Genomic DNA, 12310 nt, shown 5'->3' with positions numbered 1-12310 from the left:
TCTTACATGAAGTTCCAAGAAATGAGCGGAAGTTTAACAATTGAACAGCTGGATATCTATAAGCGGGAAGGATATATTATCTTACCCGATCTATTGACGGAAGCAGATATGGCACCTGTTAAACAGGCGATGACGGAGAAAGTGTCCAGGATTGCTAATGAATTGTACGATGAAGGTAGGATTGAGGACAAACTGGAAGATCGACCGTTCGAATTCAGATTAGCAGAATTGTTTCAAGGTCTGGCGGATCAAGATTTCTTGAAGTACGGGAGAGGATGGAGAGACAGAATCCCTGGGTATTATCATTTAATGAGCAGCCCAAAAATTCTTGATGCCGTCGAGTCACTGATCGGTGGAGAAATATTCAGCAGCCCAGTCTACAATGTCCGTCCGAAGGTGCCCGGCGTTGCCGCTGGAGCCGTTCCCTGGCATCAAGACAAATCCTATTGGCCTGATGCCAATGCCAACCCTGTAATCACCGTATGGATCTCGTTCGTTGATGCAACGTTGGAGAACGGGTGCCTCCATGTGAAGCCAGGAACACAAGGGTCCAAGCTGCTGGAGTGGCACAGGGAAAGCCATACCGGCACTGGATATACAGCGCTTCATGAAGACCAGCTAGGCAAACGGGAAACAGTAGCGCTGCCGGTAAAAGCAGGATCGGCTATTCTATTCAATGATCGTCTGCTTCACATGTCCACACCAAATAATTCGGATGGTGTTCGTTGGAGCGTTGATTTAAGGTATCAGCCGACGGATCAGGATCCCATGCTTTCCCACGGATTTGGGTTTCTGGCACGTAGTATCAAATTTCCAGATAAAGTTGCAACGTTGAAGGATTGGCTGATGGAGAAAATGGAGCATGGAGCATGATCGCTCGTACAATTTAACGCAAATTTGCAGATCGACGATCTTCCTCTTTATCTTTCATAATAAATCGTGTATGATTTATGATATAACAAGAAAATGACTTGCCGTTATGTACTAACCGATGAAATTTATTCATAGATCAAGGAACGAATCCGTAGTTAATACGGTGCCATTTAAAGGGATGTATGTGGCCGAAATGTCACTGCAAGAGCTGGATGAGATGTTCGAAATTCGGATCGAACTGGAAGGTTTGGCGATTAAGAAAGCAGCCCCCAAAATACCAAGTTCAGTTATAAAGGAACTCGAGCAGGCTATGCAAACATGGTCTAGTAGAAAACCGAATGAATACGAAGAGAAAATTCGATTCAAGCATATAAAAACAATCGCACATCCGGACTAGAAACTATTTTGTATAATTTTTTTTGGAATAAATCATACATGATATATGATTTGGAATAGGAGGTATGTCAATGAATTTAGCAGGAAAAACGGCGATCGTAACAGGTGGCGGATCGGGTATTGGCGAAGCAATTGTCCGCTTGTTCGCTTCCCAAGGTGCAGCGGTCGTCATTGCCGACTGGAATGAGAAGGAAGCAGCGCGATTGGCGGATATATTAACCTCTTCCGGACTTCAAGCTGCAACGGTGAAAGTCGATGTTTCTAAAGATGCGGATGTCCAATCGCTTATTCAAGAAACCGTACAACGCTTTGGACAGGTGGATATCCTCGTCAATAATGCAGCTGTCATTTTGCCGAAATTCTTAGAAGATGTGGAGGAAGCGGAGTGGGATCGTCTCTTCAACATTAATTTGAAGAGTGTGTACCTTACGGTCAAACATGCGCTGCCATATTTAAGGAAAACGAGAGGATCGATTGTCAATATGGCCTCGCTGAACGGTCTGGTCGGACAAAAGATGAATCCCGTTTATGCCGCAACCAAAGGAGGAGTCGTCGCCATGACCAAGGCATTAGCCCTTGACTATGCGCCCGATGGCATCAGAGTGAATTGTATATGTCCAGCTGGCGTCTCGACGCCACTTCTGCAGCAATGGATTGGGGAGCAGGATGATCCGGCTGCCACGGTTCAGATTTTGAATGATATGCATCCAATCGGTAGACCCGCAACTTCAGAGGAAATTGCTCAAGCTGCGCTGTTTCTAGCAAGCGCTCAATCCGGTTTCGTTACAGGTGTTGCTCTTCCCGTCGATGGCGGAGCGTCACTTGGTTACTAATACATATTAATATCATACAATCAAGGAGATGGAACACATTAAAATTACAAAAGTGGAAAGTTTTGTTCTGCATGTGCCGATTACACCGCCAATTACAGATGCGATTAATATCGCAACACACTGGGGTTTAGCCGGTGTTCGTATCTTTACGGATGAAGGCTTTATCGGATATGGATACACAGGTACGTGTGCCCATGGCGATGATATGATCGTGGATACGATCGATAAATACTATGCACCACTGCTGGTCGGCAAAGATCCGTTTATGGTTAGAGAGCTATGGAATGACATGCGTTTTGGCAAAATGCATTGGATTGGCAGATCTGGCGTAACCCATATGGCACTTGCGGCTGTAGATATTGCGATCTGGGACATTATGGCAAAATCCGTGGATAAACCACTGTGGCAGTTCCTTGGGGGAGCTAAATCACAACCGATTAAAGCCTACAATACAAATGGCGGTTGGTTGAACTGGTCGAAAGAGCGTTTGGTTAAAGATTGTGCTGACATTGTAGAGTCAGGCTTTACGGGTGTTAAGATCAAAGTTGGTAAACCGGATTCGCGTGAGGATTATGATCGTTGTAAGGCAGTAAGAAAAGCGATCGGTGACGATGTCATTTTCATGGTTGACGTCAATCAGCAATGGAACATCAATACGGCTATGACTTGGGGAAAAAAGCTGGAAGAATTTGATTTGTTCTGGCTGGAGGAGCCACTGAATCCAGATGACATCTTGGGTCACAAAAAGCTCGCGGATGCGCTAAATGTTCCGATTGCTCTTGGGGAGCACGTGTATAACAAATATGCGTTCAGAGATTATATTCACCAAGGTGCCATCGAATATTGCCAAGTAGACGTAACGCGTGTTGGTGGTATCACAGAATGGCTGCAAGTGGCAGGCCTCGCTGCTTCCTATGATGTGCCAATCTGCCCGCATGTCGGCGATATGGGTCAAATTCACCTACACCTAGTTGCATCTACGCCAGGCGCTATCATGCTTGAATACATCCCGTGGATTCGTCATATTTTTGAAGAGCCAGCAACCGTAAAGGATGGGCATTATGTATTGCCTCAGATGCCAGGTGCTTCGACAACTATTCTTCCAAGATATTTCGAGGAATATCGGATTAGATAACCGTACGCTTTAAAATAGAGTACTATACAAGTTAATTATTGGACAGAGAGCAATCCTCTCTGACCGTACTTCTCTATTCGGGAATCCTACCGGAACAGCTCACCATTAGTCCTGTATAACATAAAAAATGCCCGACAATTGCTGTCGGGTATTTTTTCGTGTTAATATTCCGTTGTTTTCGACTTCAGTCGATACTCAGTAGGCGTTGTTGCGAACCTCTTTTTAAATAAGGTGAAAAAGTGCTTCTTGTTCTCCCAACCGATTTTCTCGAGGATTTCATCAATATTCAGGGACGTACCCTTCAGCAGCTCAGACGATTTGACAAGTCTGACCTCCGAAATGTAATCAGCGATAGAACGAGAGAGATGTTCCGGAAACATCTTCCCAAGATAAGCAGGAGTGATCTTGAATTGATCAGCAACGAGATTCGCGGTTAATGATCTATCCATGTAATGGGTATTGATAAATCGACACGCATTCGAGACAACAATTTCGGATTTCTCATCCCGATTTTGTACAATTTTAGCCACAATGGTTTCCATTAAATTCATGAATTCCAGATTGATTTGTTCAAGCGTTTCCAAAGATTTGATCTTGTTATCGAAAGAAACGAATTCCAGTGCAAATGAAATGGTTCCATTCTTTTCCATGAGATTAATTGCATTGAATATACTCGATGACAAGTAGGATAAGGCAAACATGATGTTAGATGGTGTGCCAACTTAACCTGAGAGGTTACATTGGCAGGCTCATCTTTCATATGTGAATGTAGGTGAAGAGGTACTCTCCTTCCAAGGGCATTACAATGCAAGGGGGCTGCAGCTCTTAAATGATATGGATTTGTGTTCACCCGATGATGATCTGTATCCAACTTATTTGCGAGCTGTCGCGGATATACTGCCAAGGCCAGGTGTTGAAGGCGTTACTACGATTGCCGAAAATTATTTGATTGAAAAAACTGTAATTAAAGCCAATTAATAAGAATATTGAAGGGGTGATTAGGATCAAATAATGCTTTGTATAATTATGCATTCGTAGAATTATTTCTAAATATTTTTTCAAACGAATTCTGCAACAAACACTCATGTTCGCCGTGGGCTAGTTTAATTTCTAAACAATTCTGAAACAGAAGAAACGGAGGATCGCGGATTTGCGGGCTCCGTTTTCTAATTAATTCTGGAATATCACATTGAGAAAGTTTCCAGAGTTGTTGAGACTGGATTTTCGGAATTTATGAGAAATGAATAATTGTGTGTTGTCATAATTTTTGAGAAAATTTTCAGAATTAGTGAGGATAGATTCTCAAAATTGTTGAGAAATCTATAATAATGCATTAACATACAGGAAGTAGTTTATCCAAGTCTTCAAAAGTAGTTATTAAACCAATTACGAGACATGTGGAGTGCTATTCACTCTAAGTTTGGAACGGAAATAAAGGGAAGTAACGGTGGAAGCCCTTCTCATAAAGGGCTTTTGTTTTGATGTGAACACTCAGGGAGGCAAATCATCCGATACAAATTTCTAGTTCAATCGTTAGTACTAGTAAGGCCATTTTACTTCATAGGAGCGTCAGAAGGACCATGATAAAGAAAGAACTCGCACATATTCGCAAGCAGCTTAAGTTGGATCACGACATGCTTGAAATTTTCAACATTCTTAACGTGTATATCATGAAGGAAAGCAACGAGATCTATCATTACGAGCGTCAGCCGTTCGCCCTATTGGACAGGGAGAAACAGGAACTATATATGGCCAATTTCAAAAAACTGCTAACCGGCGAATTGGATCAGAAGATGTTCGAGTTAAAGTTTCAGGATGAAGCGGAGAGGCCTTCACAGGTGCTTCTCCATCAAGGTTTAGTGACCGGTAATCCGGAAGAATGGCAAGATCTGATGCTCCTGTTGGTGGAGAAAATGTTGGCGGATACCAAATATGAACGGGATACGGTCATTACTTTTGTCCAAGGACAATATTTTAAGCCGACCAAGATCAGGAATGAAGAGGCTGAGGAGAGCGAAAAGGACGAGATGTTCGCGAATCCGTTCATTCTGTGCAGTGTGAATTCCACTGAGCAACAGCGGAAAACTCTCATGTTTGATTACGTCGAGCGGGAATTCAAATATAATGTCTTCGTAGATCCGATCATTAAATTGAACTCGCCGGAGCAAGGTTTTTTCTATCCAAGTGTGACGGACAACTATTCCGACATGAATCGCATTCTGTATTGCACGGGTAAAGCCAACGAACCGAATTTGCATTTCATCGAGCAAGTTTTGAATGCCGAGAAGACCGTGACGGCGCAAGAAGAGAGAGCCATTTTTGAGGAAATCGTGAAAGAAGTGGCGGGAGATCAGCTCGACGCTTCAACGATCGCTCACGTGTACGAGGAAATTCATCGGGTCATTGAGACTAACGAGGAGGAGGAACCTCCGAAGTTGGACTATAAAGATGTGGAACGCATGCTAACAGTGAGCGGCGTGGAGAACGTGACGTTGGAAAAGGTGGAACGAGCGTTTCAAACGGTCGTCGACAACAAAAACTATGAACTCAAAGCAAGCAGCGTCATTCCGAAGTTCAATTCGAAATCGATTAAGATTGATACGAAGATCGCCACGATTTCAGTGAGTCCGCAAGATTTAAAGTACGTGAAGCAGGTGAATTATCAAGGAAAACGATGCATCTTGATCGAGGTCGACGAAGACGCCGTGATCGAAGGATTTACGCTCAGTACGGAGACGTTGTAGAGTAGAGAAACGTTCACGGGTATTTATTAATACGATTTTATCGTTCTCAGAAGCAAAGATAGTCGATATCGGCAGCTTGTTCAACTAACACAAACCGATTGCTCAATAAAATACCAAAACAGGCTACCGCAGATTTATTCTCGGTAGCCTGTTCCGCTAACGGGCAGGTTAGTTCCAATATGTGTTAATATAGTTTATGTAAGACCAATAAATTAACGGCTAACCCAGGTGATTTGTATTCGTTTAACACACGAATTTTTCCTTCTAAGCACGATTTTGATTTGAATGACAGATATGAGATTATACGGGGTGTAAAAAAAACGCCGGTGACCTTAAGCAGGTGGCCGGCGTTTCCATATTAGCGTTTCGGCATTTTGCTCTCATCCATGTACAGCAGGTTCCAGCGGTGACCGTCAAGGTCGGCAAATCCTGCGCCATACATCCAGCCGTCAATTTCACTCGGTTTGCCAAAGATGCTTCCTCCGGCAAACTCTACTTTTTGAATAAAGGCATCTACTTCTTCTCTGCTTTCAGCACCAATGGAAAATATTACTTCTGCGCTATGGGAAGTATCTGCGGTTTTTGAACCTGTAAATTTCTCAAACGCCGCATCCGGGAACAGCAGAATCGTTGTTTGGCCTATGGCAAGCTTGGCTCTCTCGTTACCAACGCTCACCGCATGGAATCCAATCTCATTGAAAAAGGCAGTTGAGCTCTTAACATCTTTGACTGGCAGGTTAATCCAAATCTCCTGTGACATGGCTGTAGCCTCCTGGAATATATTTTCAACTACTCCTACTATACTCTACTTCTGCCAGCAGAAGCGAATCTTATAAAAGAAACCGCAAGGTATGACATTCCTGTCATGCATCCTGCGGTTTCTAAACTTATTTACTTGTCTGCTCCAGCATCGTCTCCGTCAAGGTATCTGTCCAAGAATGGATTCCGCATCAAAGAGAAGTACGTTTTGTAATCCAGCGGATTGACATTTCACTACAATGAACTTTAAATTATAAACTGAACGTCAGAGAATAAGCAGGGATAAAATGAAAAATGGAGGTATTATGAATAAAAGAGAACGGATTAAAACAATCTTTTTATATGGTGTTTTCATTTGTTACATAGTTTTTTTAATTAAATTATTGTTCTTATCAAGAATTTCACTTTTGGAGATGTTTAATAGTCAAAGGACTTTAAATAGGTCAATCAATCTTATTCCTTTTTATAGTATAAAGGAATATATACTTAGCGGTTCTGCGACTATAAAAAAATTCGCTTTTAGTAATGTGGTTGGTAACATAGTTATTCTTATTCCTCTTGGTACTTATTTGTCATTATTCAAAAAGGACAAAAGAGTAATAACCAATTTGTTGTTTATATTCTTTGTGAGTTTATCTGTTGAAATCACGCAGGGGCTCTTAGGCATTGGAACATCAGATATTGATGATATAATTTTAAATTGTTTGGGTGGATTGATTGGTATTTTAGGGTATAAGTTTATAGCGTTTATATTACGAGATGTGAAAAAAGTACGTACCGTAATCACAATACTATCTGCCATAGGATTACCTGTTATATTATATTTATTATTCATGGTGAGATTGAGACTCTAGATTGCGCTGACGCAGAATGCTAGTGTAATTAACCAGGGAACAGTTCGCCGTGGCCGGCAGATTGTTCTCATTTTCTTGTAAAATAACTGGCAGGATAGTTTATTAATAATTAACACTTATCAACTACGACAGTAACACGACATGTTATAGTAGTCATGGATGCAAAGACCAGTTGATGGGGTGTAGACGTTGAGCGAACAAAATATCTTTACTATTGATTGTAAGGATGTCTACCTTAGAGAGTACATAATTGATGATCTGGATCAATTTCATTCTTTAACATGGCAACCTGAAATAAATGAATACTTGCCTGGTTGGAACGTATCTAAAGAACAGCGGAAAGATTGGTTAACGAATTATGAAATACCTGGAAACAAACAGTTTCTAAATACCGTATCCGAAGGTGGGGTCATAGGTGAGCTTCGCCTTCGGATGGGAATCATATTGAAAACATCGGGAGATTTTATCGGTTGGTGCTGTACAGGAATTAAAGAGGAATTGCCGAGTCCAAACCGAGAAATTATGTTTGCAATCTCAAATGATCATAGAGGCAAAGGTTATACCACGCAAGCTACAGAAGGGTTAACCAAGTATTTATTTGAGAATACGAACGTTGAGATGCTCAATGCGATTGCTCTTATACGGAACATACCGTCAAATAGAGTAATACAAAAATGCGGGTTCATTTTTCAAGGAGTTATCGAGTTAGATAACGAGAGATATAATTATTACAAGCTTGGTAAAAGTGAGTGGGCAGTAAGGTGTAGTTCATTAAGCTAACGAAAAACGATACTTCAATAAATCAGCGGCTGAACAGGAGGAGGCTGCCGACAGTATTGGATCGGCAGCCTTCTCAACTAAACGGGCAGTTTTGTTGAAGATCAATCGAGGAGAACCGTACCATAAGTAATAACACAGTCCATGACTATTCCACTTCGATCGCTTTTACGGTTTCGCCCTCAATGAATACGGGCTGGTAGTAGGTGTTGGTGGGCAAGTCTTTTTTGCCTTGTAAATTCTTAATGACCCAGTCCGCTGCGTCGCGTCCCATTTGTTCTTGGGGGTGGGTCAGCGTCGTTAGTTTGATATTCGCGTTTTTGGCGATATATGAATTGTCCTGGCCAATGATGGATAGCTCGTCTGGAATGGAGATACCCAGTTTTCTGCAGACATGTACGACTTCCAAGCCTACCTCGTCGTTGTAACACACAAGCGCAGTCAAGTCATCCCGATTGTCGTTCAGATACACTTCCAAGTTAGCGGACAGGTCCGACTTCGTCGCCGTATCGAAAGAAAGTACATGCTCTTGCTGGAACCGTAATTTGGCTTCCCCAAGAGCCTTGATAAATCCCTTCATTCTATACTTCCCTTGCAAATCATCCATTTTCGCGATGATGCCGATCTGGGTATGTCCTTTGGCAATCAGCTCCCGAGTTGCTAGATAGCTGGACTGCACGTCATCCAGACAGAAGAAAGGAACCTCCAACTCTTCATAATAGGCATTGATCATCGTGAACGGAACCTCCTGCTCCTTAAAAGACAGGTAGTAAGCGATATTGGGGTTGTATACATTGCTTCTGGTAGGTTCTATAATCAGTCCATCCACGCCGTAGGACAGCATCATTTCTAACGCCTTTTTTTCCTGGGAGATATCGTTATTTGTACTGGCTAACAGCAAGGAATAGTTATCTTCATTTAATCGGCTTTCAATGCCGCGGATAATGGAGGGAAAGATGTAATCCGAGATATAGGTCGTGATGACGCCAATCGTTTTATTCATGGTTTTCCCACTCGTTCTGGACCGGTATTGGGTGCTAACGTACGTGCCGGATCCTTTCTCACTTCTTAGGAAACCCTCGTTCGATAACTCCAGAATAGCCTTTCTAACCGTCTGCCGGCTAACGTTGTAGTCCTCCTGCAAAGCGAATTCCGAAGGGATTTTCTCGCCTGCTTTGTAAGTTCCCGAGAGGATATAACTTTTAATCTCATCTATGATGATCTGGTACTTTGGCTTCATGAAATCCACTTCTTTCATCGTTGTTCAATAAGTTGTACGTACACATTCTAACATAAATCGCATGGAATGCAAATGAAGTCATATTTGTTTATGATCTCAATGGTACAAGTTCGATACTTATCCTTAGAAAGATACTATGGTGAGACGAACAGGGGTGGAATTGCAGCTTATGTTAGTATAACTATTAGACTATATTGACAAATGTACGTACAGAAAATATACTGAAACTGTCAGTAAGAGAAAGCGCCTTCTTTCGATCGAATCTTCCGTTCATCTCATCGAGTGACCGGTTCGATCGGAATCAGGCTATTATACGATTCGCAATCGTTTGGGTTTAAGCCACGAATAGAGAGGGGAGATACGTGATTATGAATCATGTAGACTTGAAAGAAGCGATAACCAAGGGTGAAACTTCGCTAGGTATCGAATTCGGATCTACGCGGATCAAAGCGGTGTTGATCGATCGTCGTTTCGAGACCATCGCATCGGGAAGCTATGAGTGGGAAAATTTGTTGAAAGACGGATATTGGACGTACAACCAGGAGGATATTATTAAAGGCCTCCAAACCGCTTATCGTGAAATGAAGCAGGAAGTGGAACGGAATTACGGGGTAACCCTCCGGACCGTGGGCTCGATCGGGTTTTCCGCTATGATGCACGGTTATATGGCATTCGACAGCACGGGTGAGCTGCTGGTGCCGTTTCGGACTTGGCGCAACGCAACAACCGGCGCGGCAGCTAGGGAATTAACGGACTTGTTCCAATTTAATATCCCCGAGCGCTGGAGTATCGCTCATTTGTTCCAAGCGATATTAAATCAAGAGGAACATGTGCCTCGCATTGATTTCATAACGACGCTGGCTGGCTATATTCACTGGCTGCTGACCGGGAATAAAGCGATCGGCATCGGAGATGCTTCCGGCATCTTCCCTATTGATGAAGCAAGCCGTAATTACCATCCATCGATGGTTAAGCAATTCGATGAACTTATCGCAGCCAAAGCCTATCCGTGGAAGCTTGAGGATCTTCTTCCTAAAGTATATCTCTCCGGCGAGAAAGTTGGCGAACTAACGGGGGCGGGAGCCGGCATTCTGGACCCGGCTGGGGATCTGCAGCCGGGTATTCCGTTATGTCCTCCGGAAGGTGATGCCGGCACAGGCATGGTTGCGACGAATAGCGTCAGGAAGCGTACAGGTAACATTTCTGTGGGCACTTCCGTTTTTGCGATGATTGTATTGGAGAAAGAATTATCCAAGGTTTATCCGGAGATCGATATGGTCACGACGCCGAACGGCAGTCCGGTCGGCATGGTGCATGCCAACAACTGCTCCAGCGATCTCAACGCTTGGATGGGATTGTTCCGTGAATTCTCCGAAGCTATGGGATACGGCGTAGATTCCGGCAAATTGTTCAGCGTGCTGTTGAATAAGGCATTGGAAGCCGACCCGGATGGCGGGGGTTTGCTTAGCTACGGTTATCTCTCGGGTGAGAATATTACGGGAATCGACAAAGGCCGACCGTTATTCGTTCGCTCGCCAGAAAGCAACTTTAATCTGGCTAATTTCATGCGAACGCACTTATTCACTGCTTTCGGAGCATTGAAGCTCGGAATGGACATTTTGACCGAAAATGAAAAAGTGGCCATTGACAGCATTTTGGCTCATGGCGGCCTATTCAAGACTCCTGTCGTCGGACAAAAAATCTTAGCGGGCGCGCTGAACGTACCAATCTCGGTCATGTCCACGGCCGGCGAAGGCGGGGCATGGGGCATGGCGCTTCTGGCTTCATATATGATCAACAAGGATCAAGAAGAAAGCCTGGATAACTTCCTCGAGCAGAAGGTCTTTAAAGATGTCGAAGGACAGGAGATTGCTCCGGATAGAGCGGATGTAAAAGGGTTCCAAGCATTCATCAAACGATACCAAGCAGGGCTCACCATCGAACAGGCCGCAGTAGACCATCTGCTAGAGAACGGGAGGGATTAACGTTGTTAGAACAACTGAAAGAAGAGGTATATCAAGCGAATCTGGATTTGCCGAAGCACGGACTCGTAAAATTTACTTGGGGTAATGCGAGCGCCATCGATCGGGAAAGCGGTCTGTTCGTGATCAAACCGAGCGGAGTCAGCTATGAAAAGATGAAAGCGAGCGACATGGTAGTCGTGGATCTCGACGGTAATGTGGTCGAGGGAGAGCTGAGACCTTCCTCCGATACCGCGACTCACGCCGTGTTGTACAAACACTATCCGCAAATCGGCGGCATCGTGCATACTCACTCGACCTGGGCAACCATCTGGGCGCAAGCGGGATTGGATGTACCCGTCATGGGAACGACGCATGCGGACACCTTCTATGGCGCCGTCCCTTGCGCGCGCTTCTTGAATCAAGAGGAGGTTGACCGGGGCTACGAAGCCGAGACGGGTCACGTCATCATCGAGACGTTCGAGAAGCTCGGACTAGATGTTATGGCAATCCCGGCCGTCCTGCTCCAAGGACATGCGCCGTTCACTTGGGGGAAAGACGTGAAGTCGGCGGTTGTGAACAGTGTCGTGCTGGAGGAAGTTTGCAAAATGAATTTGTATGCAAGGCAATTGAATCATTTTGCAAAAGAACTGCCTCAAGGCATTCTAGATAAACACTATCTTCGGAAACACGGTAAAGATGCCTACTACGGGCAGAAGTAATAGCCTTACATATTCT

Annotated in this window: 13 protein-coding genes; 10 read left to right on the top strand and 3 right to left on the bottom strand. The window is 43.8% G+C overall.

What is annotated here, in order from left to right:
- The first annotated feature begins 6 nt into the window (after positions 1-6).
- From ASD40_RS30240 to ASD40_RS30225, 4 genes are all read left to right on the top strand, one after another.
- Complete coding sequence (locus tag ASD40_RS30240) at positions 7-873, top strand: phytanoyl-CoA dioxygenase family protein (RefSeq protein WP_057306829.1); 867 nt, start codon at positions 7-9, stop codon at positions 871-873.
- Between the two features lie 118 nt (positions 874-991).
- Entirely contained in the window at positions 992-1270 is a 279-nt protein-coding gene (locus ASD40_RS30235) for a GntR family transcriptional regulator (RefSeq protein WP_156390239.1), read from the top strand.
- A 70-nt stretch (positions 1271-1340) separates the two neighbouring features.
- Positions 1341-2102 carry an SDR family NAD(P)-dependent oxidoreductase gene (locus tag ASD40_RS30230; RefSeq protein WP_057306827.1) on the top strand — a complete coding sequence of 254 codons (762 nt, stop codon included), beginning with the start codon at positions 1341-1343 and terminating at the stop codon, positions 2100-2102.
- A 28-nt stretch (positions 2103-2130) separates the two neighbouring features.
- Complete coding sequence (locus tag ASD40_RS30225; RefSeq protein ID WP_235549440.1) at positions 2131-3237, top strand: mandelate racemase/muconate lactonizing enzyme family protein; 1107 nt, start codon at positions 2131-2133, stop codon at positions 3235-3237.
- A gap of 161 nt (positions 3238-3398) precedes the next feature.
- On the opposite strand, the gene ASD40_RS30220 is transcribed toward ASD40_RS30225, so the two are convergent.
- Positions 3399-3887, bottom strand: a complete 489-nt coding sequence (locus ASD40_RS30220; RefSeq protein WP_057306826.1) for a helix-turn-helix domain-containing protein — start codon at positions 3885-3887, stop codon at positions 3399-3401.
- A 112-nt stretch (positions 3888-3999) separates the two neighbouring features.
- Here ASD40_RS30220 and ASD40_RS37595 point away from each other — a divergent pair, with 112 nt between their 5' ends.
- Together ASD40_RS37595 and ASD40_RS30215 are read left to right on the top strand one after the other, a co-directional pair.
- Positions 4000-4215 (top strand): hypothetical protein, encoded by a 216-nt coding sequence (locus ASD40_RS37595; RefSeq protein WP_156390238.1) that lies wholly within the window; start codon positions 4000-4002, stop codon positions 4213-4215.
- 602 nt (positions 4216-4817) lie between these two features.
- Positions 4818-5981: a DUF4317 domain-containing protein gene (locus ASD40_RS30215; RefSeq protein ID WP_057306825.1), complete on the top strand. Its 1164-nt coding sequence runs from the start codon at positions 4818-4820 to the stop codon at positions 5979-5981.
- A 358-nt stretch (positions 5982-6339) separates the two neighbouring features.
- Here ASD40_RS30215 and ASD40_RS30210 read toward each other — a convergent pair whose 3' ends face one another.
- A complete protein-coding gene (locus tag ASD40_RS30210; protein WP_057306824.1) occupies positions 6340-6741 on the bottom strand; it encodes a VOC family protein in 402 nt (133 codons plus the stop codon).
- Between the two features lie 304 nt (positions 6742-7045).
- On the opposite strand from ASD40_RS30210, the gene ASD40_RS30205 reads away from it, so the two are divergent.
- Positions 7046-7594, top strand: a complete 549-nt coding sequence (locus ASD40_RS30205) for a VanZ family protein (protein WP_057307096.1) — start codon at positions 7046-7048, stop codon at positions 7592-7594.
- A 189-nt stretch (positions 7595-7783) separates the two neighbouring features.
- Complete coding sequence (locus tag ASD40_RS30200) at positions 7784-8374, top strand: GNAT family N-acetyltransferase (RefSeq protein ID WP_057306823.1); 591 nt, start codon at positions 7784-7786, stop codon at positions 8372-8374.
- A 145-nt stretch (positions 8375-8519) separates the two neighbouring features.
- On the opposite strand, the gene ASD40_RS30195 is transcribed toward ASD40_RS30200, so the two are convergent.
- Positions 8520-9611 (bottom strand): GntR family transcriptional regulator, encoded by a 1092-nt coding sequence (locus tag ASD40_RS30195; RefSeq protein WP_057306822.1) that lies wholly within the window; start codon positions 9609-9611, stop codon positions 8520-8522.
- Between the two features lie 368 nt (positions 9612-9979).
- Between ASD40_RS30195 and ASD40_RS30190 the strand changes: the two genes are divergently transcribed.
- Positions 9980-11596, top strand: coding sequence for a xylulokinase (locus tag ASD40_RS30190; protein WP_057306821.1), 1617 nt, complete (start codon positions 9980-9982; stop codon positions 11594-11596).
- Positions 11597-11598: 2 nt separating this feature from the next.
- Positions 11599-12294 (top strand): L-ribulose-5-phosphate 4-epimerase, encoded by a 696-nt coding sequence (locus ASD40_RS30185; protein WP_057306820.1) that lies wholly within the window; start codon positions 11599-11601, stop codon positions 12292-12294.
- The last annotated feature ends 16 nt before the right edge of the window (positions 12295-12310 follow it).

The organism is Paenibacillus sp. Root444D2 (assembly GCF_001426375.1).
GTDB lineage: Bacteria > Bacillota > Bacilli > Paenibacillales > NBRC-103111 > Paenibacillus_E.
Note: the sequence above shows the minus strand (reverse complement) of the source record. Positions and strands in the feature narration are given on the sequence as shown.

Bases quoted from the DNA above. Each gene is read 5' to 3' on its own strand.
- ASD40_RS30240 (WP_057306829.1), top strand. From the start codon at position 7: ATGAAGTTCCAAGAAATGAGCGGAAGTTTAACAATTGAACAGCTGGAT.
- ASD40_RS30235 (WP_156390239.1), top strand. From the start codon at position 992: ATGAAATTTATTCATAGATCAAGGAACGAATCCGTAGTTAATACGGTG.
- ASD40_RS30230 (WP_057306827.1), top strand. From the start codon at position 1,341: ATGAATTTAGCAGGAAAAACGGCGATCGTAACAGGTGGCGGATCGGGT.
- ASD40_RS30225 (WP_235549440.1), top strand. From the start codon at position 2,131: ATGGAACACATTAAAATTACAAAAGTGGAAAGTTTTGTTCTGCATGTG.
- ASD40_RS30220 (WP_057306826.1), bottom strand. From the start codon at position 3,887: ATGGAAAAGAATGGAACCATTTCATTTGCACTGGAATTCGTTTCTTTC.
- ASD40_RS30215 (WP_057306825.1), top strand. From the start codon at position 4,818: ATGATAAAGAAAGAACTCGCACATATTCGCAAGCAGCTTAAGTTGGAT.
- ASD40_RS30210 (WP_057306824.1), bottom strand. From the start codon at position 6,741: ATGTCACAGGAGATTTGGATTAACCTGCCAGTCAAAGATGTTAAGAGC.
- ASD40_RS30205 (WP_057307096.1), top strand. From the start codon at position 7,046: ATGAATAAAAGAGAACGGATTAAAACAATCTTTTTATATGGTGTTTTC.
- ASD40_RS30195 (WP_057306822.1), bottom strand. From the start codon at position 9,611: ATGAAGCCAAAGTACCAGATCATCATAGATGAGATTAAAAGTTATATC.
- ASD40_RS30190 (WP_057306821.1), top strand. From the start codon at position 9,980: ATGAATCATGTAGACTTGAAAGAAGCGATAACCAAGGGTGAAACTTCG.